Origin of the sequence: Nocardia sp. NPDC051981 (assembly GCF_040680715.1) — a bacterium.
Lineage (GTDB): Bacteria > Actinomycetota > Actinomycetes > Mycobacteriales > Mycobacteriaceae > Nocardia.
Window position 1 is genome coordinate 72928 of sequence record NZ_JBFAXK010000021.1, and the last position, 24748, is coordinate 97675.

Consider the following 24748-nt stretch of genomic DNA (forward strand, 5'->3'; position numbering starts at 1 on the left):
CACGTCAAGCTCGGAATCCGGAAGGATGGCGACCATGCCGGCACCGACCACCCTCGAACTGCTCTGGGGCACCCCCGACCGCTCTCGGCGCGGGCCCAAGCCGTCCCTCACGCTGGAGCGCATCGTCGCCGAGGCCATCGACCTCGCCGACGCCGAAGGAGGACTGGCCAACCTGTCGATGGCTCGGCTGGCCGAACGCCTCGGCTGCGCCAAGATGGCGCTTTACCGCTATATTCCCGGCAAGACCGAGCTCATCGCGCTCATGCTGGATACCGCCCTCGGCATGCCGCCGGAAAACACCACCGCCCCTTCGGATTCCGATCCGGAACCCTGGCGCACCTATCTACGCCCGTGGACCGAGACCTTCTTCACCCGCGCCGTCGCACACCCCTGGGGAAACGAAGCGTCCACCGGCGTCCGCCCGATGGGCCCCAATGAGCTGGCCTGGCTCGATTCGGCCGTCGGCGTGCTGGACGGCACCGGTCTGACCGCGGCCGAGTGTCTCGACACCGTCGTGCTGCTGCTGGGTCACGCCCGCGGCATCGCCCAGCAGACCGCGACGGCGGGTGAGGATCTGGAGGGCGGACTGGCCCGGGAGCTCGGCGAGGTGTTGTCGGCGCAGGCACAGCGCTTTCCGCACGCCGCGGCCGCCTTCGCCGAGACCATGTCCGGAACCGCCGCCGAGACCGGCCGCGACAATGCCCTCGTCTTCGGCATCGACCGCATCCTGGATGGCCTGGCCGTGCTCATCGAGACCCGGCGTAGCCGCCACGAACGGACACAGCGGTAGTTGCCGCGGATATCTGTGCCGCGGCCCGGTTTCGGCCTACGCTCGGCACATGTCAGAGCTACCCGAGCTGAAGCAGGATCCGGTCACCACGGTGCGCGAGTTCTTCGCGGCAATGGAAATGAAGATCGTCGGCGAAGCCCTGGAGCTGGTCGATCCAGGCATCGTCTGGAAGAACACCTCGCTCCCCGACATCCGCGGCGTGGACCGCGTGCGCTGGGTCCTGAATCGGCTCAACAGTCCCCGCTACGGTTTCCGCGCCGATATGCATCACATCGCCGCCACCGAGGACGGCACGGTGCTCACCGAACGCACCGACTATCTGCGCATGGGCCCGGTCGAGATCTCGTTCTGGGTCTGCGGCACCTTCGAGTTCCGCGACGGCCGCATCACGCTGTGGCACGACCACTTCAGCTGGGAGAACTTCCTGCGCGGCACGGTCACCGGCGTCGTGCGCGCACTCCTTCCCCGCTGAGCCGGCTCCCCCGGCGGAAAGAAAGCGCGACGCCCGCCACGTTTTTCGCGGCGGGCGTCGGCATCGAACCGCGCACAGGGCACGGGATCAGGTTCTGCGGGGCAGGGGGCACGCTCAGGGGCGCAGGTGGGCCAGTTCGGCGCGCGCCTTCTCGCCTTCCTCACCGAAGTCGGTGCGGCTGAAGACCTTCCACTGCTCGAGCAGGGGCGCGAAGACCAGTTCGGCTTCGTTCGCGCGGTCGTAGACGCCGGCCTCGGCGAGGACCTCGTCGCTGGTGCGGCCGTCGGCGAGCTGCACCACGGGGGCGTGGAAGTCGGCGATGCGGTCGGCGATGGCGCGCACGGTCTGATCGGGGGCCAGGTCGAGGGCCCCGCCGACCAGGTTGGCGAAGAAGACGGCCTGCAGTTCGTCGTCGGCGGCCAGTCGGTCGGCGATGGTCGCGACCATGACATTGTCGGCCAGGCGCGCGGTGGTGCGGTGCCGGACGGCGGCCGCGGTCTCCTCCAGGGCCCAGGCGGCGAGTACGTCGGGCAGGTGCATGGCGGGGCGGCGGAAGCCGGTGGTCATGTGCGCCATGCGCATCCGCTCCAGCGCGACCGGGTCGACGGCGCGGGTGACCATCAGGTAGTTGCGGATGAGGATCTCGTGCCGGTTCTCCTCCGCGGTCCAGCGGCCGACCCAGCGCCACCACGGTCCGCTGCGCAGGTACTTGCCGACCTCGCGGTGGTAGGCGGGCAGGTTGTCGGCGATCAGCACGCTCACCGTGAGCGCGGTCTTGGCGACCTCGCTGAGGTCGGACTGCGCCGGATCCCAATCGGTTCCGCCGAGGAACTGGAAATTGCGGCCGTCGTCCCACGGCACGTAGTCGTGGGGCTGCCACTCGGGGGCGGCGGCGATGTGCCGCGCGAGGTTGGTCTCCACCTCCGCCGCGAGTGATTCCAGCAGTTCCCGATCGGACAAAACGTTCTGCACGCGAACAACCTAGCGGCATCGGGGCAAACATGGGGGCCTTCGCGCGGTATTCGAATCGGCTATGGCCGCAGCCAGGTCCGGGATACCGTCACCGAGCGACCCGGACCGGCCGGGCTACTTCTCGGTGACCGTGGTCTCGTTGTCCACCCAGGTGATGGAGCCGCCGCTGAAATCGCTCTGCTTGCCGCCGGTGATGTCGTATTCGTCGCTGGTCGGGTAGCCGAGCCGGCCGCTCACGCCACCCTGGTCGTCCCATGCCTTGCGGATCTCGCCCCACACCACGTGCGCGCCGTCGGCCGGGCTGGAGTAGATCGCACCGCCGTCGAATTCCTGCATCATGCCGCCGTCGGGCGCGTCCATGGCGGGGCCGGTGGGCTTGCCGAGAGTGCCGGTGGCGCCGCCCATCTGGTTGTACTTATCGAGAATGCCGCCGGCGATGGCGATCTCGGCGCCGTCGCGGGTGGCCATCTTGGTTTCGGCGGCGTGGGTGTCGTCGCCGGTTGTCGCGGCCGCGGTGGTCGAGGTCGTGGACGACGCGGAGTTCTTGTTGTCGTCCTTGCCGCAACCCGCGCCGAGCGCGGTGACGACCGCGAGCACCGCGATGGCGCCAGCCGTACGTCGTGCGAAGTGGTGCATTTTCCATCCTCCCGCGAATCCTGGCCGACAACTCGGTTACGATCCGGCGAATCGGACAGCACTCACCGAAGGGGTATCCGAGCTGGAATTACAGCGAAAAGTACCCCACCACATGCGAGTTCAACAACTTGCCAAAGAATTGCCCGGCCGGAGGCGCGTCGCGCTCCGACCGGGCAGGTCCTAACTACCGGGCGTCAGGAATTGGGCCCGAACTCCTCCAGCATCTCGGTGACCAGCGCCGCGATCGGCGACCGCTCACTACGGGTCAGGGTGACGTGCGCGAACAACGGGTGCCCCTTGAGCTTTTCGATCACGGCGGCCACGCCGTCGTGCCGGCCCACGCGCAGGTTGTCGCGCTGTGCGACGTCGTGGGTGAGCACCACCCGCGACCCGCTGCCCAACCGGCTCAGCACCGTGAGCAGCACATTGCGTTCCAGCGACTGCGCCTCGTCCACGATCACGAAGGAGTCGTGCAGCGAGCGCCCGCGAATGTGGGTGAGCGGCAGCACCTCCAGCATGCCGCGCGCCTGCACCTCCTCCATCACCTCCGGGCTGGCCAGCCCATCGAGGGTGTCGAAGACGGCCTGCGCCCACGGCCCCATCTTCTCGCTCTCGGAGCCCGGCAGATAGCCGAGCTCCTGTCCGCCCACCGCGTAGAGCGGCCGGAACACCACCACCTTCCGATGCGAGCGGCGCTCCAGCACCGCTTCGAGCCCGGCGGTCAGCGCCAGCGCGGATTTGCCGGTGCCGGCCCGCCCGCCGAGCGAGACGATGCCGACGCTCTCGTCGAGCAGCAGATCCAGCGCGATGCGCTGTTCGGCCGAGCGCCCGTGCAGCCCGAAGGCCTCGCGATCACCCCGCACCAGTTGCACCCGCTTGTCCGGCGTCACTCGCGCCAGCGCGCTGCCGCGCGGGCTGAGCATCCGAATTCCGGTGTGGCAGGGCATGTCCCGAGCCTCGTCGAGGTCGATGACGCTGTCGGAGTAGAGCTTGTCGACGGTGCCGGTGGCGACCTCCAGTTCCACCATGCCGGTCCAGCCGGAGGTGACGACGTCCTGCGCGTGGTACTCGTCGGCCCGCAGGCCGACCGCGCCGGCCTTGACGCGCAGCGGAATGTCCTTCGACACCAGCACGACCCGCTGTCCCTCGGCGGCCAGGTTGAGCGCGCAGGCCAGGATGCGGGAATCGTTGGTGTCCGTGCGGAATCCGACGGGCAATACGGTTGGGTCGGTGTGGTTCAACTCCACCTGGAGTGTCCCGCCCTGGGTGCCGACCGACACCCGCTGATCGAGCCGACCGTGTGCCAGACGCATGTCGTCCAGCATGCGCAGTGCCTCGCGAGCGAACCAGCCGAGTTCGTGGTGATGGCGTTTGGCCTCGAGCTCACTGATCACCACCAGCGGCAGCACCACATGGTGCTCGCCGAAGCGGGTCAGTGCCCAGGGGTCGGACAGCAACACCGACGTGTCGACTACGAATGTTTTCGCCGGTCCGGAATCGGCCGACTGCGAGGCGCGAACTCCCCGTGTCGTGGTCAGCGGGCTCTGGTCAGAGCCGGCGTCCCTGCTGGGAGCGTTGACGGAGCGTGCATCAGTCACGGTGGGCTCCTTTGCCACTCGCGCGACACCGCGCGAGCGTTCTCGCTGGGCCGGTCAGCCTTGGGGTCGTACGACCCGAGGGCCGGGTGCCGGCCCCCTCGCACTGAGTTGCTCAGTCACGATCAGGACCTCCCGTACGAGCCACACCTACGCGGCCCGCACTCCCGACGCTACCGCCGAAATCGCGATCCGGCTTCCGGACTGCGGGGCGCATTGGTGAAGATCGCGTTAACGTGAGTCCTCTCTGTGTGTTTCGCCCAATTCACTCAGCAGCACGGGAACATGGCTGTGCTCCGGCTCTTTGGTGGCCGTGACCAGCGTCAACGGGGCGGTTGCGGCCTCCGATCGCAGGCGCGCCAGCCCCTTCTGCGCATCGTCCGCGGCGAGCTCGATTCGATACCGGCGCTCGAACTCGGCACGGCGTGTCTCCGGCGCGGCGTGATACCACCTCCGCAGCTCGTTCGACGGCGTCACGTCTTTGGCCCATTCGTCTATGGCCGCTTGCTGTTTGCTGATGCCGCGCGGCCAGAGCCGGTCCACCAGTACCCGGCGGCCGTCGGCCGTATCGGGATCGTCGTAGACGCGCTTGACCCGGTACCTGGGTTGCTTTGTCATGCCCTCCATTACAGTCGAGGTCATGGCCGAAACTGCGGATCTGGCAACCCTACCCACCAAGGAATTGCACGACCGTGCCGTGAAGCTGGCAGCCCGGCGCGGCGACATCAAATTCCTGTGGCAACTGCTCAAGGCGATTCCCGGCGCCGAGGTCGCGGCCGGCAATCAGGGCGAGGGCGAGGTCGACATCTGGAACACCGTCGCCCTGCTCGACGACTACTTCCACGCCGGCGAGGGCAAGGTCGGCGAGGCGCTGCGCCCGATGTACCTGGACTACCTGAGCAAGCACGCCTGAATCAGGAGCCGTCGTGCGTGCCGTGCCATCACGTCGGCACGGCACGCACGACGGGCTCGAACCGAATCGCCTGCGCCGCTTGGCAATCTCCGATTCCGAGGCGCCGACTCTCGGCCCGGACGCGGCCCTCGCGCCGCCGACATGGTGGCGACGGCCGAGCCGACCTAGACTCCGACCATGACCACCGACGCCACCCCGGAACTGGTCGTCTACCGCCGCCCGGGTTGCCCCTACTGCTCCCGCATGCGCCGAGTGCTCAATCGCCACGGCATCGTCCACCGCGAGGTCGACATCTGGCAGGACCCGGAGGCGGCCGCCTTCGTCCGCTCGGTGGCCGACGGCAACGAGACCGTCCCCACGGTCGTCCTGCGCGATGGCGACTCCGAACGGAACTGGGTGAACCCGCATCCCAAGCAGCTGATCGCCACCGTGACCGCGGACGCTCCGAGCCTCACGGGCGGGCCGCGCAAGTTCTGGTCGTTCTAGCCGGGCATCCTTGGCGGGCAATGAATCTCATCGACATAGCGTCGCACCACGACGCGGAGAGCCCGCCGCGATCATGGAATCACGGCGGGCTCTCGATTGTCCGGCGGGCGTCAGCCCAGCAGGCGCCAGTCCTCCAGGCCGTCGTACAGCGGGAAGTCCTGCGCCAGCGTGGAAACGCGCTGGCGCAGCGAGTCCAGGTCGGCGGAGCCGGTGAGGGCGGCGGCGATGATATCGGCGACCTCGGTGAACTGCTCGTCGCCGAAGCCGCGGGTGGCCAGCGCCGGGGTGCCGATGCGCAGGCCGGAGGTGACCATCGGCGGGCGCGGGTCGAACGGAACGGCGTTGCGGTTCACGGTGATTCCGATTTCGTGCAGCAGATCCTCGCCCTGCTGGCCGTCCAGCTGCGAGTTGCGCAGGTCCACCAGTACCAGGTGCACGTCGGTGCCGCCGGTGAGCACGGTGATGCCCTTGGCCTTGGCGTCGGGCGCGGTCAGACGCTCGGCGAGGATCTTGGCGCCGGAGATGGTGCGCTCCTGGCGCTCCTTGAACTCCGCACTGCCGGCGATCTTGAAGGCCACGGCCTTGGCGGCGATGGCGTGCATGAGCGGGCCACCCTGCTGACCAGGGAAGACCGCGGAGTTCAGCTTCTTGGCGAACTCCTGCTTGGCCAGGATCAGACCGGAGCGGGGGCCGCCCAGGGTCTTGTGCACGGTCGAGGACACCACGTCCGCGTGCGGCACCGGCGACGGGTGCAGCCCGGCCGCGACCAGACCGGCGAAGTGCGCCATGTCGACCCACAGGTAGGCGCCGACCTCGTCCGCGATCTCGCGGAAGGCGGCGAAGTCCAGATGCCGGGGGTACGCCGACCAGCCGGCCACGATCACCTTCGGGCGGGTGTCGCGGGCGATCTTGCGCACCTCGTCCATGTCGACGCGGTGGTCTTCCTTGGCGACGCCGTAGGCGTGCACCTCGTACAGCTTGCCGGAGAAGTTCAGGCGCATGCCGTGGGTGAGGTGACCGCCGTGCGCCAGATCCAGGCCCAGCAGCTTCTCGCCCGGGTTCATCAGCGCCATCAGCACCGCGGCATTGGCCTGCGCGCCCGAGTGCGGCTGGACATTGGCGAATTCCGCGCCGAACAGCTCTTTGACGCGGGCGCGGGCCAGATCCTCGACGATGTCGACGTTCTCGCAGCCGCCGTAGTAGCGGCGACCCGGGTAGCCCTCGGCGTACTTGTTGGTGAGCACGCTGCCCTGCGCCTGCAGCACCGCGCGCGGCACGAAGTTCTCCGAGGCGATCATCTCGAGGGTGTCGCGCTGGCGAGCGAGTTCGCCGCCCATCGCGGACGCGACCTCGGGATCGAGTTCGGCGAGGGACTGGCTGTTGACAGAGGCGCTCGTCTGGGTCACGCCGCCGAGTCTATTGGCCGCTGCCGCCGAGCCGATCCGGGGGTTCTCTGTCTCGTTCATTGCGCACCTCCGTTGTCCGGGTACCCCGAATACGGTTCGGGGTTCGCCAGGCACCCAGGCGCGCGGTGCCGGACTTCGGTGCTTCCCGGTGGTTGCTTCCACCTCGAGTGCGCCAGTCGCGGTCCGGTCATCCTATCCCCGCGATCAGCACGTCGGGGAGCACCCCTCACAGGCGGCGGATCGCGCCGGGTGTGAGGGGTTCGTCCAAGAGACGGCGAAAACGCTCGGACCGGTCTTCCGGATCGGCTGCCCGGTCCAGCCACCCTCCCAGCAATCGATATCCCTCCACATATGTGGAGATATAGGCCCGCCACAGCGGCGACGACAGGAATCGCAGCGATTGCGCGGCCCGCTCCGGAGTGACCAGACTCCAGCGCTGCAGAAATTCCGACACCTCGCCGGCATCCCGCCGGCGATCGTGCAGCAGCAGCGCGGCATCCTGGCGCACGCTCAGCAGATTCGCGGACGCGCTCGAAATCCTTTCGGCGCGTTCGCCATCGAAGCGCAGCCCCAGGTCCGCGTAGATCTCCTGCGCCCAGCGGCCCCAGCCCGGGCCGACGATCGACTTCAGGGCCAGATCGGCCAGCCCCTCCGCCATCAGGCACTGCGGGGTGTTCACCAGGAACAGCGTCTGCTCGGCCTGCCCCGCCCCCACCAGCCCGGCCTCTTTCCGGCAGTGCTCGGTGTGATGACCCGGGTAGGCCTCGTGCGCGATCAGCTGCGGCAGCTGTGACATGTGCTGCTTGAGATCGGAATTGATGGCCACCCGGGATTGGTAGTTGCCCAGGTAATAGTTGAAGCCCGACCACGGCTTGTCGCCCACCACTTCGTATTCCACGTGCTCGTTGTCCGGCAGCGGATAGCGGTCGCGCACGAGTTCCCGCAGCGCGCCGGAGAACGCGGCCACGCATTCCTTCAGGCGTTCGGGCGGAATCTCGTCCTGGCGGCGGTGCACGGTAATCCGGTCGAGCAGTTCGCCGTCACCGGGCAGCACCTCGTCCAGCTGCCGGTGTGCCTCGCGGTAGTTCTCGGTATCGCCGGGGGTGATATCCACGTCGAAGTAGGCGCGGACCTCGTCGACGAAGTTGATGTCCTCGCCGGCGAATTTGCGGCCCGAGCATTCCATCGCCCGCAGGTGCGCATCCAGGAATTCGACGCGGTCCGCGGGGAGGCCCGCCTCGGGCAGTTCCTTGCGCAGGGCGGCTGCCCCGTGGGCGATAGCACGCGGCTCCGGCGCGGGCGCGTTCTCCACCTCGCGGCGCAGGGCGGGATCGCCGGTATAGGCGTCCACGAAACCCTCTTCGAGCCGGTCGAATGCCAGACCCAGCCGTAGATATTCAGTGACCAGTGGATGCGCTCTGTTCAATTTGCCCTCCGCTCCGCTCCGGGCGGGTTCGCGGCCCTGGAGGTCTCGATTCTTCCCTCCCTCCGCTCCTCCGCTTCGCTCCCCCGCTCCACTCAGTCCAGAATCGAGACGGGCCGCGAACCATTATGTCCTTCAGCCAGCCGTATCCCCCTGTCGTGCAACCTCACCGGACACGCCCAGGGCTGAGATGTTGTCCATCTCACTCGGGTTACCGACGAGTAGCAACACCTGGTGTTCACCCGAATGTTGGAGCCGAGCACAATTCGGCTATGCGTGGAGTGTTGGCCGGATCGCCGGGCACGGCGACGATGCGGCTTCCCGAGAGCTGTTGTTGTCGGCCGGCCCGAATGCGGGGACACGAGTCTCGAGTGCGGGGACGCGGGTCTCGACTGCGGGGACACGAATAATGGCGCGGATGAGCGAGCCCAGCCCGTACGTGGAATTCGACCGCAAGCAGTGGCGCACACTGCGCAAGTCGACTCCCCTGGTCCTCACCGAGGAAGAACTGATCGGCCTGCGCGGCCTGGGTGAGCAGATCGACCTCGAGGAGGTGGCCGAGGTCTACCTCCCCCTGGCCCGTCTCATCCACCTCCAGGTCGCGGCCCGGCAGCGCCTGTTCGCCGCCACCGCCACCTTTCTCGGCGAGACCCACCCGGACCGTCAGGTGCCGTTCGTCATCGGCGTGGCGGGCTCGGTGGCCGTCGGCAAGTCCACCACCGCGCGTGTGCTGCAGGCGCTGCTGGCGCGCTGGGACCACCATCCGCGGGTGGATCTGGTCACCACCGACGGATTCCTGTACCCGACAGCCGAACTCACCCGGCGCGGCATCATGCATCGCAAGGGCTTCCCGGAGTCCTACGACCGGCGCAAGCTGCTGCGCTTCGTCACCGAGGTGAAATCCGGTGCGCATGAGGTGTGCGCGCCCGTCTACTCGCACATCGCCTACGACATCGTGCCCGGCGAATACCACTGCGTGCGCCAGCCCGACATTCTCATCGTCGAGGGCCTGAACGTGCTGCAGACCGGGCCGCGGCTGATGGTGTCGGACCTGTTCGACTTCTCGGTCTATGTCGACGCCCGCATCGAGGACATCGAGAACTGGTACGTGCAGCGCTTCCTGTCGCTGCGCAAGACCGCCTTCCAGGATCCGAATTCGCACTTCCACCACTACGCGAACTTCAACGACCAGGAAGCCACCAACCAGGCCAAGGAAATCTGGCACAACACCAACCGCCCGAATCTGGTGGAGAACATCCTGCCGACGCGCCCGCGCGCGACGCTGGTGCTGCGCAAGGACTCCGACCACTCCATCAACCGGCTGCGACTCCGGAAACTCTGAACTCCCCCGCCTCCCCGGGACTTCAGCGGACGGCTCGGTGCCGTCGGCAGTTTCGCATCCGTGCCGGTGGTTGGGCGCCGAATCCATTGTGGACGTACCCGGCGAGTTACCCTCGCCTCACGAGATCAGTCGTCGCGTTGGTTCATAGCTTCCAGGCGGCATCGAGTCGCGTGCCGACGTCGATACGGGTGGCTGCCTGGATGTGCGGTTTGGAGATCTCCGTGGCGATATAGCGCGCGACGAAGCGGCGGATCTCGTGGTCGACGCTGGCGAGGATGCGCAGCAATTCGCCGCGGCGGGTCGCGCTGGCGACATTGATGCGGACATTGCTGGGCTGCGGCTCGTCGATTTCGATGAGCACTCGCAGCGGCTCCGCGGTGCGGACGGTCAGGTGGAGGTGAATGGTGCCGTCCACCCGGAACGGATACCGATCGACCGCCAGGTCGATGAGCAGGTCGACCTTGAGCGGGATCACCAGGTCGAACGAAATCAGCTCGTCCACTTCGCGATTCAGCCGTGGCCGCCCGAGCCGCACGGCGGCCGAGAGTTTCGCGAGCTTGCCGGGGCCGGCCCCGATCGGCCCGAATTCGAACGCCTCTCCCGTGAGCTTCTCGAACGCCCCGGCTATCCGCTCGGTGGAGGCGGCGTATTCCAGGAATTGGCGGCCGAAGTCCTCGTAGCTGATGTACGGCACCGCCACGACCCGGCTCTCGGCCGGGCCACTCAGCCCTTCACGCAGCTCGCTCATACTCCCCGACGGTACGGCAGCGACCGTCCCGCGAACACGGAAGCCATTGCACTGCAATGGAACCGTTGATTCGCCGTGTTCTACACCCCGAAGCGGCGGTGCCGCGCCGCGTAATCGCGCAGGGCACGCAGGAAATCCACGCGCCGGAATTCCGGCCAGTACGCCTCGGTGAACCAGATCTCCGAATACGCGCTCTGCCACAACAGGAATCCCGACAGCCGCTGCTCACCGGAGGTGCGGATGACGAGGTCGGGGTCGGGCTGGCCGGAGGTGTAGAGGTGCTGGCCGATGGCGTCGACGGTGATGGATTGGACCAGATCCTCGCCGGTCTCGCCCGCGTCCATCTCCTGGCGGACCAGCGAGCGCACCGCGTCGGCGATCTCCTGGCGTCCGCCGTAACCGATGGCGACATTGACGTGCACGCCGGTGCGACCCTCGGTGCTCTTGGCCGCCTCGCTCAGGCGCCGGGCGAACTCGGCGGGCAGTTGATCGAGGGCGCCCACGATGCGGACGCTCCAATTCTGTTCCGGCGCAGCGAGTTCGTCGACGACGTCGGTGATGACCTCGAAGAGGGTCTCGAGCTCGTCGGCGTCGCGGCGCAGATTCTCGGTGGAGAGCAGGTAGAGGGTCACCATCTCGATGCCCGCCTCGCCACACCAGCCCACGAGTTCGGCGATCTTCAGCGCACCGACTCGATGGCCATGGCTGATATCGCTGAACCCGTTCTCCCGCGCCCACCGCCGGTTGCCATCGCACATCACGGCGACGTGCCGGGGATGTTGTTTGCCAGCCAGCTGCCTGGACAGCCGTGACTCGTATATGCGATATGGGAGTCCACGCACCTGACTCGCAATCTTCACGGCCGCAACCCTACGCCCCCGGAACGAATGACGGAGCGACCGGGACAGACGAGCGAAACACCCGGGCCTCGTAGTGACGACAGCCACTATGAGAGGTGACCCACCGCCAACCTACGGTACGGTAGGTTACCGAGGAGGAAACTAATGGCCGAGGCAATACAGCCGGTCGACCCGGCGGTGGGGCTCATCGAAACCGTCCGCGAGGAGCTGGAATTCATCAAGCCCCGCATGCGCGGATGGATTCACGCCTGGGCCGTGGGCATCGCCGCCATCGCGGTGATCGTGCTGGTATCGGTGGCGAGCACCGTGTCGGCGCAGGCCGCCTGGTCGACGCTGGTCTACGGGATCACGGTGTGCGGGGTTTTCGGGATCAGCGCGACCTATCACCGGGTGAACTGGAAGACCGCGCGGGCGCGCATGTGGATGAAGCGGGCGGACCATTCCATGATCTTCCTGTTCATCGCCGGCAGTTACACGCCGTTCGCCCTGCTCGGGGTGCGTGGCAGCGCCGGGACCATCCTGCTGGCCATCGTCTGGGCGGGGGCCCTGGCGGGGGTAGCGCTGAAGATGCTGTGGCCCACCGCCCCTCGCTGGGTAGGGGTGCCGCTGTATCTGCTGCTGGGGTGGGCCATCGTGCCGGTGGCCGGGACGCTCATCGGGCATGTCGGCTGGACGCCGGTGATCTTGCTGCTCGCGGGCGGTATCGCCTACAGCGTGGGCGGGATCCTGTACGCGTCGCGCTGGCCGGACCCGTGGCCGGAGGTCTTCGGGCACCACGAGTTCTTCCACGCGGCAACGGTGGTCGCGGCGCTGTGCCACTACGTTGCCATCTGGTTCGTGCTGTTGCGCTGATCCGAGCAATTACTCACAAACGTGCAATCCGAGGCGAACGTTCTCTAAAGTCTGCGACGTGACCAGCAGACTCATCCTGTGGGCGCTGCGGGCGCCCGGGGGTCTGTCTGCTGTCGTCATGGCGTGCAATCTCGGTGGCCTCGCGGTGATCACCACCGAACTTTTCCTGAGTGGTTTCCTGAGCCGGCTCGGACCGGACTGGATGGCCACCTTCATTCAGGTATCGATCTATCCGGCCATCGGCGCGCTGGTCGGCATCATGCTCGCGGTGCGGGATCGGCACCACTACTTCAGCTGGCTGGACCAGCACCGGCCACCGACCGAGGTCGAGGCGAAACGGCTGCTGCGGCTGCCGGTCGCGATCACCGGACGGGCCCTGGCCATCTGGCTGCCAGGTGTGTTCGTGGCCGCCTTCGTCTTCGCGCACGCCACCGAGGACCGCAGCTTCCCGGTGGTGCTGTCGATGTTCACCCTGGGCGGGCTGGAGTCCGCGGCGCTGACCTTCCTGATCGTGGACCGGCTGATCCGGCCGACCATTCCGGTGGTGGCCGAGGTGCTGGACGAGACCGCGCACTGGAGCAATACCGTGCTGGCCCGGGTGCTGGTCACCTTCGCGGTCGCGGGCGCGGTGCCACTGTTCATGTTGATCACCGTGCTGGCCGACCCGTCCACCGATGCCCAGGATCGCATCCGGACCGGGATCTACATGGCCATCGTCGGCCTATCCGCGGGCGCGGTGGCGACGGCGGCGCTGGCCCGAGCGGTGGCGACGCCCATGCACACGCTGCGTGACGCGCTGGACCGGATCGCGCGCGGCGATCTCGACGCCCGGGTGACGATCAACAGCACCAGCGAGATCGGGCGGCTCGAGCATTCGGTGAACGAGCTGGCCGCCAATCTCAGTGAGCGCGAGCGCATGCGGACCGTCTTCGGCCGGCACGTGGGTACCGAGGTGGCCGAGCGGGCGCTGTCGGGCAGCCCCAGCCTGACCGGCGACATGCGGGTGGCGACCGCGCTGTTCGTGGACGTGACCGGGTCGGTGGCCATGGCCACCGAGCTCGCCCCGCACGATTTCGTGGCCAAGCTGAATCGGCTGCTGTCCATCGTGGTGGCGGCCACCGAGGACAATCAGGGCCTGGTCAACAAGTTCGAAGGCGATGCGGCGCTGTGCATTTTCGGCGCGCCCATCGCGCTCGACGACAATGCCACCCCGGCGCTGCGAGCCGCCCGCCGCATCCGCGACGAGGTCGCCGCGCTGGGCGAGCTCGATGTGGGCATCGGCATCGCGCGCGGGCTGGTGTTCGCCGGCGATGTCGGCACCGACACCCGGCTGGAGTTCACCGTCATCGGCGACGCCGTCAACGAGGCCGCCCGCCTCACCACCGAGGCCAAACTGGTGCCGCGCCGCATTCTGGCCAGTCAGGCGGTCATAGACGCCGCCTGCGACGCCGAGCGCACGCAGTGGATCCTGCACGACACTCTCCACCTCCGCGGCCGCAGGGAACCCACTCCGGGCTGGACCGACGTGGTGTCCCCCGCAGCGCCCCACCGCAACGGCAGTGCCCCGCAGGCCGGCCCCCGACCGGCCGCGCCCCCGTCTTCGGAGTCCGCCGGCCGGGCCGCGGATCGCTAATCATCAACCCGCGCAAGGGTCGGCCCCACACCCGGCGGGACCTGGCAATACTCCGATGAGAAACATGAACCGAACACCTCCGGGACTGTATGTTCGCCCGCTCCGGGCGGCAACGGATTAAGCACCGGCGGCACGGCCGGGCTCGGCCCATCGAATCGCGGTGTCGTACCTGAGGACTGGGCGCCTGTCGTACTCGTGGGGGATTCGGTGCGTACCGAGACGCCGGACAGTAGCGCTATGAATGAAATCGGCGCGTTCGAGCGGACTTCGGCGGCGGTGTGGGCGCGGCCGCAGCGAGCGGTACTGGCTTATCGAGCGATCGTGGTCGCGTTGATCGCGGGCGTGGGCGAGACATTGGGACGCGTCGCGCTCGCCCTCGATGAGCCCGGGGTCCACGTGGCCGGCCTCGCACTCGGGCTACTGATCCGGGCGGCGATCTACCTGACGGTCTTCGCGCTGGCGGCCCGCATGCTGGCCGGCAACCTAGGGGCGCGAGGGATTCTCGTGGTGGGGTTGGGCACGCTCGGCCTGGCCTCGCTGGCGGTCGAGCCGCTGCGGGCAGCGCTGACGGCCGAGCAGCTCGGCGACCTCTTCACGCACTGGACGCCGAATGCGGTGATACTCGGACTGTTTCGCGCCGCTCACATCATCGCGGTGCTGGTCGCGGTGCCCGCCGCGGTCATGGCCGGGCACCGCGTCGACAGCGCGACCTGAAGGCCGGCCGCGCCGGCAGCGGCGATCAGGCGGTGGGCGGGGGCAGCAGGCCGGCGCGCACATCCTCGACCGTGGTGACCGGGAGGTCGCAGACCGAGCCGCGGCAGATGTAGGCGGCGGAGGTGTCGCGCACCGGGGGGCGGTCGGCCAGCAGCGGCTGGGAGCCGACAGGTCCGGACACGATCACCGATCCGCCCGGTGCGGCGGCGCGGGCGGCCGCCACCAGCGTTGCGGCCCAGCCGGATTCGCCGTCCGGGCCGTCCACCACGGCCACCTGGATCGGGCCGCGCAGGGCGGCCTCGGTGACGGCGAGCCAGTGGCCGGCCGAGCGGGGCGCGCGAGCCAGCAGCACCGCGCCCCGGGTCAAGGTGTGATCGGCCAGCTGCCGGTAGCGGTCGGCCCGCTGCGGGTCGGTGAGGGCGGCCGCGGTGAGCAGGGCTTCCACGAGAACCGAAGTGCCGGACGGGGTAGCGCCGTCCAGCGGGTCGCGTGGCCGGGTCAGCAGGGTCTCGGCGTCGTCGGCGGTGTCGAACCAGCTGCCGGAGGTTTCCGGATCGGCGAAGTGGGCGATGGCGGCGTCCAGCAGATCCTGCGCCGCGTCCAGCCAGTCGCCCTCGGCGGTCTGATGCAGCGCGAGCAACCCCAGCGCCAGCCACGCGTAATCCTCCAGCACGCCCGGAGCCGCGCCGGGCACACCGCCCAGCGAGGCGCGGCAGACGCGGCCGCCGGTCATATGGGTGCCGAGCAGGAAGCGGGCACACCGGACGGCGGCCGCGATCCACTCCGGATGTCCGTGTGCCGCACCGGCTTCCGCGAGCGCGACGATGGCCATGCCGTTCCAGGCGGTGACCACCTTGTCGTCCCGATCCGGCTGCGGGCGGCGCGCACGGGCGGCGGACAGCTTCGCCCGGATCGCCTCGAACCGCTCGTAATCGGCCGGTTCCGGATCGGTGTACCGGGTCAGCACCGAGGTGCCGTGCTCGAAGGTGCCCGCCGTGGTGACATTGAAAACCTCTGCCGCCCAGGCGCCGTCGAGCGCGCCGAGCACACCGTTGAGTTCGGCCGGCGTCCACACGTACGTGGCTCCCTCCACGCCCGGCCCGCCCGGTTCCAGATGGGTGTCCGCGTCCAGCGCCGAGGCGAAGGCCCCCTGCGCGGTACCAAGGTCCGTCAGCAGGAATTGCACGGTCTCGCGAGTCACCCGCAGCGCCAGCGGTTCCCACGCATCGGTCGCACGCTCATCGGCCGGCTCGTCATATCCCCGCCGCGCCAGATGCGCGTACACGCGCAGCAGCTGGGCATTGTCGTAGAGCATCTTCTCGAAGTGCGGCACCACCCACGCCGCATCCACCGAGTACCGCGCGAAACCGCCCCGCAGCTGGTCGTAGATGCCGCCGCGCGCCATCGACTCGCAGGTGAACGAAACAGCCTGCAACACGGTCGGATTGCCGGTCAGCTCATAATGCCGGAGCAGCCCCTCCAGCAGGGCCGACGGCGGAAACTTGGGCGCGCCGCCGAACCCGCCGTGCTGCCCGTCCACATCCTTCAGCACCGCGCCGACCGCATGCTCGAGCAACTCCGGCCCGACCCCGATCTCCGCATCCGGCAACCCCGCGGTCTGTTGCCGCAGCGCGTCGGCCACCTGCGCCGCCGCCGTGTTCACCTCGTCGCGCCGGTTCCGCCACGTCTCGCTCACCGCCGTCAGCACCTGGGTGAACGACGGCATCCCGTGCCGCGGCGTCTTCGGGTAATACGTCCCGCAATAGAACGGCTCCCCCTCCGGCGTCAGGAAAGAGCTCATCGGCCACCCGCCCTGCCCCGTCATGGCCACGGTGGCATTCATGTACACCGCATCCAGATCGGGCCGCTCCTCCCGATCCACCTTGATACACACGAAGTTCTCGTTCATGACGGCCGCGGTGGCCTCGTCCTCGAACGACTCGTGCGCCATCACATGACACCAGTGGCACGACGCATACCCGATCGACAGCAGAATCGGCACATCCCGCTCGGCCGCCTCGGCCAGCGCCTCCGCATCCCACTCCCGCCAGTGCACCGGATTCCCGGCATGCTGACGCAAGTAAGGCGATGTCGCGCTGCCCAATCGGTTCATATCCCCACCCTTCCACACCCGGCGCTCACGCAACACGACCCGGACGCAGCCTCGCGCGGGTCGCGATCAGCGGCCGAGCCAGCTGCCGAAGCGGCGAATGAGGAACGGCATGACGATCCACACCAGGGCCGCGACGGTGCTCGGGATGAGCAGGGCGAGCCGCAACGGCGTCGGCCAGGATGCGAGTACCGGGCCCAGAATCGTTGCCAGCAAGAGTGCGCTGGCTGCCGGTGACCAACGCCGAACCCGCCTACATGGCCGCCCTGTGGCTGCCCCGGGGCCCGGTCGGCCTGATATCCCGATTGGTCTCCGAGGTGCACCGCAACCGGCTGGGTCGACGAGCCCGCGGCGATATCGGCAGGCTGGCCCACCCGGCCCAGTGCGGTCACGGCACTGATGCCGGCCCGCACCTGCGGATTGCCATCGAAAAAGGGCGGTCATCCCCTCGGTCTCGGTCGCACCGGCGGCCACCGCGTTCACGGTGATACCGCGCGGACCGAGCTGTACCGCAAGGGTTTTGGTGAGCACATCGATCGCCCCCTTGCTCATCGCACAGGCCACCTGCGACGGGGCCGCCACCCGCGGTGCGCACGTGTCTGCGCCGCTGTTCATTTCGCAGCGGGCGATACCGCTGCTGCGCGAGACCGCGCTCACCAAACCCTCACCGTCTGCTCACCGACGGCGCCCAGCAACGCCGGCCACGAGGTAGACGCGGCCGCGCCCGGATGCGTTGCCGGGATCCGGCGCATCAGGGCGATGATCGACTGGTCGGCCGTGTCTTGTATCGCGCAACCGCTCGGAAACGGTGCGCGCACCGTAAGGTGGGCGGGAGAACAAGTCGGCACGAGTCATTCGGATTCGGTAACCCGGCCACCGGCGGGAAGTGTTCATATGACCCCTGCACGACAGACCACCCTCCGCCATGAGCAGAGCGGATTCAGCGCGGCACGTGCCGCCGAGAAGGCCGCAAACGAGAAGCAGAACGCCATGGCCGCCCATACCGTCGCGGGTCATGCCCTCGATGCCGCGGACTGCGCACATCTGCTCCAGATGCTCGGCCTCGACACCGGGAGCCAGGAGCCGTAGTACTCGACGGATGTGGGTCGAGATCGTTCCGCGATAGGCGCATAACCGAGGTCATGGTCGTCGTGGAGTCGTACGCGCCCGAGTCCGGGCGTCCGGAGAACTGACCTTCCGGCAAGACTCAACCACCTTTCGCACCGCGCGTCGGCCTGGAGCCAGGTAACGCCTCGCGGTCCGAAGTCGCGCCCCGATCAACCCTCCTGCAACCTCCCGAGCTGACGATGCGCCGAACCCGTGATCCGCCCGGCTGCGCACTCGTCGATCCTTCATTCAGATCCGGCGATCCAGTTCTTCCAGATGGAGAACGCACCGGCTCCCGTGTCCTGACAGCCCTATGTGGTTGCGCCGGTATCGATCTCGCCCGGCGCAATCACAAGATCCACTGGTCGGTCCCAGTGGGTCCTCATCGCAACGGAGCACCCCACTGCACCTGCCGGCGCAGATGGTTCCTGAGCAGTTTGCCCCCGGCATTGCGCGGCAGCGCCTCGCCGGGTGTGACGGGAGCCGACCGGATCGGAAACATGAACGGCCCGACGGGAACCCACCCCGCCGGGCCGTTCGCCCGCACCGGAGATCGGGTGCCCATTCGCCGGGGTGCATGATGGGGCGCATGCTTCCCACCGACCGCCTGCACCAGGTCGACCGGCATCCCGCCGTGATCGACACGCCGCTCGGCACCGTCGTGTTCGCTGTCGCGCTCGGCTCGGAACGGGTACCGACTGGTCCGGATGCCGTGTGGCGCTTGGTGAACGGCTCGCACCTGCACCGCTGGCGGCACCGGGACGCCACGGTCGATCTGCTCCTGGGCCGCATCGAGATGCCGGCCTGGGACGGCGGTGCGGCCGTACCCATGTGGGCGGGAATCTGGCAGGTGCAGGCGCATTCGGCGGTGCCCGCACTGTCCTTCTCGGCCGAACTGACCGATCTGTCCGCGGACACGTTCTGTGGTCCCGACTCCGGTGAATGCCTCGCGGCCGTGACCGCCGAGAACGACCGCTTCTCGGTGTCGATCGGCGGCCCGGATTCCGAACTGCTGGCCATGCAGGCCGCCGATGGCCGGCTCATGCCCGCCGACTGGGCGGACCAGCTGCCCGCCGACGGCAATGACGACAACTCCGAATACGGTGTGCGCTACCTGGATCCGGCCGGAATCCACTGGCGGCTACCCGGTCTCGCCACCACGGAGGTGGCCCGGCTCTGCATCGCGACCGCCTGGTGCCCCCGCGACGACGACCGGCCCGCGGCCTGGTTCGCGGTCGACATCCCCCTCGACACCGCCTATCTCCACCTCACCACCGACCGCCCCTGAGGAACGCCGGCTACCCGGATATCGAACCGGTGGCCGCCCACCGGCGGAACTCGTCACCAGATCGGCGCCGAGCTGATCGGCCCCCAGCTCCAGCGCGCTGAAGAGTTGCGGCGCCGACGCTCTCGCCCGCAGCGCCGCCTCCCGAACCAGGGCCGCCAGCCGCGACGAAATGGTATCGCCGATCATCGCCGCAGCTCAGCGACCACCGATTACTTCCGAACGGGACCTTCGGGACCGCGACCCGGCCATTGCTGCCCGGCCGCTGATCAGCGGGACCGCCGTCACCCCGGACGCTGAGGTCACCCACGTCGTGCGTCCTGTTTCAAAAACCGCACCGCACAGTCTAATTTGGACCCTCGTGCATTGCACCGTGAGTGCAACACGATGCCACCACCCGTCGATGACGCTCCACTCCCGGGATCCCAATGACCATCCACCCCACCGGTATTCACGCCCCCAGCGGGGCCGGGCTCGACCCCGACGCACAGGTCATGGACACCGTGCTGCTCCCGGGCTATGTGCTGAGCACGATCGGAGTGTGCGAGGACACGCGACATCGCCTGGCCCTCGCCGCGGACCTGCCGGGCTGGCTGCTGACCTCGCCCGAATCCATGGTGCCCAGCGAGCGGTATCTGCGGCTGTGGGAACTCGTCGAACACGAAACCCAGGATCCCGCCATCGCCGTCCGCACCGCACTCGAGTACACCCCGGGGCAGCTCGGCATCATCGACTACCTGCTGCTGACCGCGCCCACCCTGGGTGCGGGACTCGCGCTCACCGATCGATTCATGGACGCGTGCTCGACCAACCGGGAGTTCCGGGCGGTCGCCGACGCGGATCCGGACGGTGTGACGACGGTGTACACCGGCCTGGCCCGGGGTGAGGGCCGCGGCAGCGAGCTGGCCATGCACACCGGTCTGTGCGGGATGATCGTGAAGATGCGCACGGCCACCGGGCAGCACGTGGTCCCGGTGGACGTGCGACTGCGGCAGCGGGCACCCAAGAGCCGGGCGGAGCTGACCGCGCTCGCCGAGCTGTTCGGTACGCCCCGAATCGATTTCGGGGCGGCCACCAATCGCGTCACCTTCCGGAACACCGATCTGGCGCTGCCGCTGCTGCGCGCCGACCCGGTCCTGAACCGAATCCTGGTGCAGCAGGCCGAGATGACGGCGCCACCGCGCATCACCACCTGGTCCGACCGGCTGCAGCAGGAGCTGACGTCGATGCTGATCGACGGCGCGGTGACCATCGACGCGGTGGCCCGCCGGCTGCTGACCGGCCGTCGCACCCTGCAGCGCCGCCTCGCCGAGGAGGGCACCTCCTGGCGGTACGAACTCGAAAAGGCCCGCAGGCAACAGGTTCTCGACCAGCCGCTGGGCCTCACCCAGGCCGAGCGCGCCCGCCGGCTCGGCTACTCCGATCCGAGGTCGCTGCGCCGCGCCCAGCAGCGCTGGACCGACGTGAGCTGAGCGGGTCGCGGTGCGCCTCCGCGCCGGCGGTCACCGCGGCTGATCCCGGCGGAAGCTCGCGGGTGACTGCCCGGTCCAGCGGCGGAAAGCCCGGGCCAGCACCCGGTGATCGCGGTACCCGAGGCGCAACGCCACCGACCGCACCGGCACCGTGTGGTCGCGCAGCAGGGCGATCGCCGTGTCCCGCCGCACGATCTCGAGCTCCGCGCGCCAGCTGGTGCCGTGCTCGGCCAGGCGGCGCTGCAGGGTCCGGTCGCTGATCCGGAGGGCGGTGGCCACCTCCTCCAAACCCACCCCGTCACCGCCGGACTCCGGCAGCGCCGCTTGGAGCGCCGCGCGGAAGACATCCAGCCAGGCCGGTTCGGGCCCGATCGAGTCGATCAGCTTCTGCGCGTGCGATCGCAGAATCCCCTGCAGGACAGGATCATTCGTCCGGCCACCGGTCTCCGCGGTGGTGAGGAAGGTGAGCGCGTCCCGGTCCTGACCGAAGTGGATGTTCCCGGTGCCGAGGGCACGGATCAGGTGCGCACGATCGTCGGGACCCCGGTGCGAGAAGTCGACACGCACCGGCCGGCCCGCGTCGCCGAAGCTCTCCGTCGCCCGCCGCACCATCACCGCCATGACGAATTCCTTGTTGGCGGCCGCGGCCGCGCCCCGATGCGGGAGATCGAGATAGCGTGCGGTGAGCAGGGATCCGTCCTCCACCACCTCCAGATCGACCCGGCGGTCGCAGATGGTGTTGTTGTAGCGCGCCGCGTCGCGCAGCCCCTCGGCGAGTGTGGGCGCATTGCCGATGAGGTAGTCCCACACGTGCAGCCGCCCCAGCTCGGCCACGTCCGCGGCCAGTACTCCGGCCTCGGGTCCCGCCAGCCGGTGCAGCAGCTCCCACAGCCGCGACGCCGTCGAGGTCGGGATGCGCGCCGTGTCGTCGAACAGCAGGGCCGGATCGCGGCCGAGCAGCTGGGCGATCTGCTCCGTCTCGGCGCCCGCCCGCCGGGCCGCGTCCGCGATTACCCCCACCACATGGGACGAGACGGTATTGACCGCATTGCCGGACCGGTCCAGGACCGTAGTCGCCATCTCTGCCACCTTCTCACGGAATTGCGCCTTCTCACGGAATTGCGCTGAGACTCCCGTTAACTCGGACCTTCCGGTACGTATTCCCCTCGCTCCGACCTGCAGAGCAAGCGCATCGGTAACTGTCACCGCCCTGCTCGAGGAGCTGAGATACGCGATGATGCCCGTCCGGCGTACTGTCGAGTCTGTGAGCAGTGGCGCCGCCCCGGCGGCAGCGGCGGAGGGCTCGGACCTGTGGGCCCGGGCGTTCGCGACGCTGTACGACCCTCTGCTGTGGATGGGCGAGAAGGCGGGGATGGGCGCTCGCCGGCGAAATTTGCTCAGCCGTGCGAGGGGGCGGACTGTCGAGCTCGGCAGCGGTACCGGCCTCAACCTGGGGTATTACCCGGACGGCCTGGACGAGCTGATCTTGACCGAACCGGAGGCCGCGATGCGGACGCGGTTGGCGCGGAGGCTGGGTCGCAGCCGACATCACGCACGTGTGCTCGACGCATCGGCCGAAAAACTGCCGTTCGCGGATGAAACCGTGGACACGGTCGTCTCAACACTCGTGCTGTGCACCGTCGATGACCCCGATCCGGTGTTGCGGGAGATCGAGCGCGTGTTGCGTCCCCGCGGCCGGCTGCTGTTTCTCGAGCACGTACGTTCCGAGTCGCCGCGACTTTCCGCTTGGCAAGACCGTCTCGCCGAGCCGTGGCGCCGGTTCGCAGAGGGCTGCCACTGCAACCGCGCCACCCTCGAGCTGATCCGGGCGTCCGGGCTGGAACTCGAAGACGTGCAGGAAATGCCGTGGCGGGCAATGCCCCCGATCGTTCGACCACTGATCATGGGCGTGGCCACCAAGAACGGTTGAGAGCCGGCGCCCCATCCGGGCGGTGGCCACTCGCGCCAGGAGAGTGCCATTCCGTGTCAGCGACATGGCGAAGTGGCATCCTTCAGGGGTTCATGCCCCGCTCGCCGCACCCCGATCAGGAGGCACCATGGCCGGATTGATCCGCATCCGCCACGTGAAACTGCCGGTCAGCGACCTGGCGCGCAGTGTCGCCTGGTACTGCGACCTGCTGGATCTGCGCCTGGCGGGCGAGTTCCGGGAGGAGGGCGAGCTGCGCGGGGCACAGCTCATGCACCCGTCCGGCTTCGGCATCGCGCTGTGGGAGCGCGAATACTGTGCGGGCACACCGGATTTCCGTGGCTTCGACGTCTTCGCCCTGGAGGTGGACTCGGTCGACGACCTGCACGCCTTCGCCGCCCGCGCCGACGAACTGGAGTACACCCGCGGCGAGGTGATCGATCGCGGCCCGTACGGCGCGATCCTGGATCTCGCCGACCCCGACGACACCGTGGTGCGGCTGCTGGCCAACAACCCCTTCCATGCGGATCGATTCCTCGGGATGGACACCGACGGCAAGGGCGGGTTCACCGTCTACGACACCCCGACCCTCGGCTGAGCGCCTTCCCGGAAGCACATATCCCCAGGTAGGCATTCCTGAGACATTTGTACTAGACAATCGTGCCAATCGTTTAGTACATTTGTCTTAGACGTTAGAGCCAACCGAGAGAGCCCCGACACCATGAACACCACCGTCAACTCGCTGCACATCCTCGTTTCCGGCGGCGGCATCGCCGGCAATGCCGTTGCGCTGCAACTGCTCCGGGCCGGAGCCCGGGTCACCGTCGTGGAGCGCGCCACCGCGCCCCGCCCCGGCGGCCAGGCCGTCGACCTGCGCGCCGCCAGCAAGGAGGTCGCCGAGCGCATGGGCCTGATGCCGGGCATCCGCAAATACCAGCTCGAAGAGCTCGGCATGGCGTGGGTCGACCGCAAGGGCACCGAATACGCCGCCCTGCCGGTGGAGGCCTTCGACGGCAAGGGCCCGGTCGCCGAAATCGAGATCACCCGCGGCGATCTGAACCAGGTGCTGCTCGACCTGCTGGCCGAAACTCCGGGCAAGCTCGACTACCGCTACGGCGAGTGGATCGAGACCCTCGACCAGGACGACACCGGCGTGAGCGTCGGCTTCGGCTCCGGCGCGACCGGGCGCTTCGATCTGGTGGTCGGCGCGGACGGCGTGCACTCGGCAGTCCGTCGCCTCGCCTTCGGGCCGGAGGAACAGTTCTCCACATACCTGGGCGGCTACACCGCCTTCTTCACCATGCCCACCCCGGCCGACACCAAGCCGGGCTGGTTCGCCATGCACTCGGTGCCCAGCGCCGCCGTCGGCATCCGCCCCGACCGCGACCCGCGCACCACCAAGGCCATCCTGACCCTCCGCACCTCGGAGAACCCCGCGCTGCGCCGCGACGTCGCCGCCCAGCAGCGCCTCATCACCGACATGCTCGCCGAGGCCGGCTGGCACGCGCCCGCCGCGCTCGCGGCCATGCCCGGCGCACCCGACTTCTACTTCGACGTGCTGGCCCGCATCGACATGCCGGCCCTGGCCGCCGGGCGGGTCACCCTGGCCGGCGACGCCGGCTACTGCGGCTCCCCCCTGACCGGTATGGGCACGGCGATGGCGCTGGTGGGCGCGTACATCCTGACCGGCGAAATCGCCGCCACCCCGGACGATCTGCCCGGCGCGCTGGCCCGCTACGAGGAGCGGGTGACCCCGTTCCTGGACGCGGCCAAGGAACTTCCCGGCGGCGGCATCCAGATGATGCTCCCGAAGTCGAAGGTCCTGACCGCCCTGGGCCGGCTCAATATGCGGATCATGACCTCGGGCCCGATGCTCCCGCTGACCCGGAAGCTGTTCGAGCCCAAGGCCGAGGACTACCGGCTGCCCGCGTACGAGACCGAGACGCTGGTCTGAATCCCGGCCTCAGCCGAGATGCTCGCGCAGGAAGGCCGCGATCTCGTCGGT

At 68.6% G+C, this 24748-nt stretch carries 25 protein-coding genes and 1 pseudogene; 14 read left to right on the top strand and 12 right to left on the bottom strand.

The features are described from left to right. Positions 1 to 34: 34 nt before the first annotated feature. A complete protein-coding gene (locus AB0L60_RS30170; protein ID WP_364620681.1) occupies positions 35 to 790 on the top strand; it encodes a TetR/AcrR family transcriptional regulator in 756 nt (251 codons plus the stop codon). A 49-nt stretch (positions 791 to 839) separates the two neighbouring features. Continuing rightward, positions 840 to 1262 carry a limonene-1,2-epoxide hydrolase family protein gene (locus tag AB0L60_RS30175; protein ID WP_364620684.1) on the top strand — a complete coding sequence of 141 codons (423 nt, stop codon included), beginning with the start codon at positions 840 to 842 and terminating at the stop codon, positions 1260 to 1262. Positions 1263 to 1376: 114 nt separating this feature from the next. Here the strand turns inward: AB0L60_RS30175 and AB0L60_RS30180 are convergent, their stop codons facing one another. The 4 genes from AB0L60_RS30180 to AB0L60_RS30195 form a co-directional block, all read right to left on the bottom strand. Then, a complete protein-coding gene (locus AB0L60_RS30180) occupies positions 1377 to 2234 on the bottom strand; it encodes an acyl-ACP desaturase (RefSeq protein WP_364620687.1) in 858 nt (285 codons plus the stop codon). Between the two features lie 114 nt (positions 2235 to 2348). Continuing rightward, complete coding sequence (locus AB0L60_RS30185; protein WP_364620690.1) at positions 2349 to 2870, bottom strand: esterase; 522 nt, start codon at positions 2868 to 2870, stop codon at positions 2349 to 2351. Positions 2871 to 3064: 194 nt separating this feature from the next. After that, a complete protein-coding gene (locus AB0L60_RS30190) occupies positions 3065 to 4408 on the bottom strand; it encodes a PhoH family protein (protein WP_354834070.1) in 1344 nt (447 codons plus the stop codon). A gap of 288 nt (positions 4409 to 4696) precedes the next feature. Continuing rightward, positions 4697 to 5083: a DUF488 family protein gene (locus AB0L60_RS30195; RefSeq protein WP_364620693.1), complete on the bottom strand. Its 387-nt coding sequence runs from the start codon at positions 5081 to 5083 to the stop codon at positions 4697 to 4699. Positions 5084 to 5105: 22 nt separating this feature from the next. On the opposite strand from AB0L60_RS30195, the gene AB0L60_RS30200 reads away from it, so the two are divergent. Together AB0L60_RS30200 and AB0L60_RS30205 are read left to right on the top strand one after the other, a co-directional pair. Next, positions 5106 to 5378, top strand: a complete 273-nt coding sequence (locus tag AB0L60_RS30200; RefSeq protein ID WP_364620696.1) for a hypothetical protein — start codon at positions 5106 to 5108, stop codon at positions 5376 to 5378. A 177-nt stretch (positions 5379 to 5555) separates the two neighbouring features. After that, positions 5556 to 5864 (top strand): glutaredoxin domain-containing protein, encoded by a 309-nt coding sequence (locus AB0L60_RS30205; RefSeq protein WP_354833436.1) that lies wholly within the window; start codon positions 5556 to 5558, stop codon positions 5862 to 5864. Positions 5865 to 5974: 110 nt separating this feature from the next. Here AB0L60_RS30205 and glyA read toward each other — a convergent pair whose 3' ends face one another. Further along, complete coding sequence (gene glyA, locus AB0L60_RS30210; protein WP_354833434.1) at positions 5975 to 7270, bottom strand: serine hydroxymethyltransferase; 1296 nt, start codon at positions 7268 to 7270, stop codon at positions 5975 to 5977. A 226-nt stretch (positions 7271 to 7496) separates the two neighbouring features. Continuing rightward, positions 7497 to 8696 carry a DUF885 domain-containing protein gene (locus AB0L60_RS30215; RefSeq protein ID WP_364620699.1) on the bottom strand — a complete coding sequence of 400 codons (1200 nt, stop codon included), beginning with the start codon at positions 8694 to 8696 and terminating at the stop codon, positions 7497 to 7499. Between the two features lie 406 nt (positions 8697 to 9102). On the opposite strand from AB0L60_RS30215, the gene coaA reads away from it, so the two are divergent. Then, a complete protein-coding gene (gene coaA, locus AB0L60_RS30220; RefSeq protein ID WP_354833430.1) occupies positions 9103 to 10035 on the top strand; it encodes a type I pantothenate kinase in 933 nt (310 codons plus the stop codon). Positions 10036 to 10177: 142 nt separating this feature from the next. Here the strand turns inward: coaA and AB0L60_RS30225 are convergent, their stop codons facing one another. Further along, a complete protein-coding gene (locus AB0L60_RS30225; RefSeq protein ID WP_364620702.1) occupies positions 10178 to 10783 on the bottom strand; it encodes a hypothetical protein in 606 nt (201 codons plus the stop codon). An 80-nt stretch (positions 10784 to 10863) separates the two neighbouring features. After that, a complete protein-coding gene (locus tag AB0L60_RS30230; RefSeq protein WP_364620705.1) occupies positions 10864 to 11643 on the bottom strand; it encodes an isoprenyl transferase in 780 nt (259 codons plus the stop codon). A 144-nt stretch (positions 11644 to 11787) separates the two neighbouring features. Between AB0L60_RS30230 and AB0L60_RS30235 the strand changes: the two genes are divergently transcribed. The 3 genes from AB0L60_RS30235 (at position 11788) to AB0L60_RS30245 (ending at position 14842) form a co-directional block, all read left to right on the top strand. Beyond that, positions 11788 to 12495: a hemolysin III family protein gene (locus tag AB0L60_RS30235; RefSeq protein ID WP_364620708.1), complete on the top strand. Its 708-nt coding sequence runs from the start codon at positions 11788 to 11790 to the stop codon at positions 12493 to 12495. Positions 12496 to 12553: 58 nt separating this feature from the next. Continuing rightward, positions 12554 to 14128, top strand: a complete 1575-nt coding sequence (locus AB0L60_RS30240; protein ID WP_364620711.1) for an adenylate/guanylate cyclase domain-containing protein — start codon at positions 12554 to 12556, stop codon at positions 14126 to 14128. Positions 14129 to 14365: 237 nt separating this feature from the next. Then, complete coding sequence (locus AB0L60_RS30245; protein ID WP_364620713.1) at positions 14366 to 14842, top strand: hypothetical protein; 477 nt, start codon at positions 14366 to 14368, stop codon at positions 14840 to 14842. A 25-nt stretch (positions 14843 to 14867) separates the two neighbouring features. Here the strand turns inward: AB0L60_RS30245 and AB0L60_RS30250 are convergent, their stop codons facing one another. From AB0L60_RS30250 to AB0L60_RS30260, 3 genes and pseudogenes are all read right to left on the bottom strand, one after another. After that, entirely contained in the window at positions 14868 to 16955 is a 2088-nt protein-coding gene (locus AB0L60_RS30250; protein WP_364620716.1) for a thioredoxin domain-containing protein, read from the bottom strand. Positions 16956 to 17021: 66 nt separating this feature from the next. Continuing rightward, positions 17022 to 17168 (bottom strand): hypothetical protein, encoded by a 147-nt coding sequence (locus AB0L60_RS30255; RefSeq protein ID WP_364620869.1) that lies wholly within the window; start codon positions 17166 to 17168, stop codon positions 17022 to 17024. A 219-nt stretch (positions 17169 to 17387) separates the two neighbouring features. Beyond that, positions 17388 to 17567: pseudogene (locus tag AB0L60_RS30260) on the bottom strand (SDR family oxidoreductase); the annotation flags it as partial. 279 nt (positions 17568 to 17846) lie between these two features. Here AB0L60_RS30260 and AB0L60_RS30265 point away from each other — a divergent pair. The 3 genes from AB0L60_RS30265 (at position 17847) to AB0L60_RS30275 (ending at position 20816) form a co-directional block, all read left to right on the top strand. Continuing rightward, on the top strand, positions 17847 to 18041 hold the full coding sequence (locus AB0L60_RS30265; RefSeq protein ID WP_364620719.1) for a hypothetical protein: 195 nt from the start codon (positions 17847 to 17849) through the stop codon (positions 18039 to 18041). Positions 18042 to 18648: 607 nt separating this feature from the next. Further along, complete coding sequence (locus AB0L60_RS30270; RefSeq protein ID WP_364620722.1) at positions 18649 to 19347, top strand: hypothetical protein; 699 nt, start codon at positions 18649 to 18651, stop codon at positions 19345 to 19347. A gap of 425 nt (positions 19348 to 19772) precedes the next feature. Beyond that, positions 19773 to 20816, top strand: a complete 1044-nt coding sequence (locus AB0L60_RS30275; protein ID WP_364620725.1) for an AraC family transcriptional regulator ligand-binding domain-containing protein — start codon at positions 19773 to 19775, stop codon at positions 20814 to 20816. 30 nt (positions 20817 to 20846) lie between these two features. Here AB0L60_RS30275 and AB0L60_RS30280 read toward each other — a convergent pair whose 3' ends face one another. Beyond that, entirely contained in the window at positions 20847 to 21896 is a 1050-nt protein-coding gene (locus tag AB0L60_RS30280) for an AraC family transcriptional regulator ligand-binding domain-containing protein (protein ID WP_364620728.1), read from the bottom strand. Between the two features lie 184 nt (positions 21897 to 22080). Here AB0L60_RS30280 and AB0L60_RS30285 point away from each other — a divergent pair, with 184 nt between their 5' ends. The 3 genes from AB0L60_RS30285 to AB0L60_RS30295 all read left to right on the top strand — a co-directional run bounded on the left by AB0L60_RS30285 (position 22081) and on the right by AB0L60_RS30295 (position 24697). Then, on the top strand, positions 22081 to 22746 hold the full coding sequence (locus AB0L60_RS30285) for a class I SAM-dependent methyltransferase (RefSeq protein ID WP_364620731.1): 666 nt from the start codon (positions 22081 to 22083) through the stop codon (positions 22744 to 22746). A gap of 127 nt (positions 22747 to 22873) precedes the next feature. After that, positions 22874 to 23341 (top strand): VOC family protein, encoded by a 468-nt coding sequence (locus AB0L60_RS30290; RefSeq protein WP_364620734.1) that lies wholly within the window; start codon positions 22874 to 22876, stop codon positions 23339 to 23341. 123 nt (positions 23342 to 23464) lie between these two features. Continuing rightward, positions 23465 to 24697 carry an FAD-dependent monooxygenase gene (locus AB0L60_RS30295; protein ID WP_364620737.1) on the top strand — a complete coding sequence of 411 codons (1233 nt, stop codon included), beginning with the start codon at positions 23465 to 23467 and terminating at the stop codon, positions 24695 to 24697. Positions 24698 to 24748 lie beyond the last annotated feature (51 nt).

Excerpts from the sequence above, each read along its gene's own strand:
- AB0L60_RS30245 (WP_364620713.1), top strand. The coding sequence starts at position 14,366 with ATGAATGAAATCGGCGCGTTCGAGCGGACTTCGGCGGCGGTGTGGGCG.
- AB0L60_RS30235 (WP_364620708.1), top strand. The coding sequence starts at position 11,788 with ATGGCCGAGGCAATACAGCCGGTCGACCCGGCGGTGGGGCTCATCGAA.
- coaA (WP_354833430.1), top strand. The coding sequence starts at position 9,103 with ATGGCGCGGATGAGCGAGCCCAGCCCGTACGTGGAATTCGACCGCAAG.
- AB0L60_RS30280 (WP_364620728.1), bottom strand. The coding sequence starts at position 21,896 with ATGGCGACTACGGTCCTGGACCGGTCCGGCAATGCGGTCAATACCGTC.
- AB0L60_RS30270 (WP_364620722.1), top strand. The coding sequence starts at position 18,649 with ATGCTTCCCACCGACCGCCTGCACCAGGTCGACCGGCATCCCGCCGTG.
- AB0L60_RS30275 (WP_364620725.1), top strand. The coding sequence starts at position 19,773 with ATGACCATCCACCCCACCGGTATTCACGCCCCCAGCGGGGCCGGGCTC.
- AB0L60_RS30225 (WP_364620702.1), bottom strand. The coding sequence starts at position 10,783 with ATGAGCGAGCTGCGTGAAGGGCTGAGTGGCCCGGCCGAGAGCCGGGTC.
- AB0L60_RS30265 (WP_364620719.1), top strand. The coding sequence starts at position 17,847 with ATGACCCCTGCACGACAGACCACCCTCCGCCATGAGCAGAGCGGATTC.
- AB0L60_RS30250 (WP_364620716.1), bottom strand. The coding sequence starts at position 16,955 with ATGAACCGATTGGGCAGCGCGACATCGCCTTACTTGCGTCAGCATGCC.
- AB0L60_RS30295 (WP_364620737.1), top strand. The coding sequence starts at position 23,465 with ATGAACACCACCGTCAACTCGCTGCACATCCTCGTTTCCGGCGGCGGC.
- AB0L60_RS30205 (WP_354833436.1), top strand. The coding sequence starts at position 5,556 with ATGACCACCGACGCCACCCCGGAACTGGTCGTCTACCGCCGCCCGGGT.
- AB0L60_RS30175 (WP_364620684.1), top strand. The coding sequence starts at position 840 with ATGTCAGAGCTACCCGAGCTGAAGCAGGATCCGGTCACCACGGTGCGC.
- AB0L60_RS30195 (WP_364620693.1), bottom strand. The coding sequence starts at position 5,083 with ATGACAAAGCAACCCAGGTACCGGGTCAAGCGCGTCTACGACGATCCC.
- AB0L60_RS30185 (WP_364620690.1), bottom strand. The coding sequence starts at position 2,870 with ATGCACCACTTCGCACGACGTACGGCTGGCGCCATCGCGGTGCTCGCG.
- AB0L60_RS30200 (WP_364620696.1), top strand. The coding sequence starts at position 5,106 with ATGGCCGAAACTGCGGATCTGGCAACCCTACCCACCAAGGAATTGCAC.
- AB0L60_RS30290 (WP_364620734.1), top strand. The coding sequence starts at position 22,874 with ATGGCCGGATTGATCCGCATCCGCCACGTGAAACTGCCGGTCAGCGAC.
- AB0L60_RS30170 (WP_364620681.1), top strand. The coding sequence starts at position 35 with ATGCCGGCACCGACCACCCTCGAACTGCTCTGGGGCACCCCCGACCGC.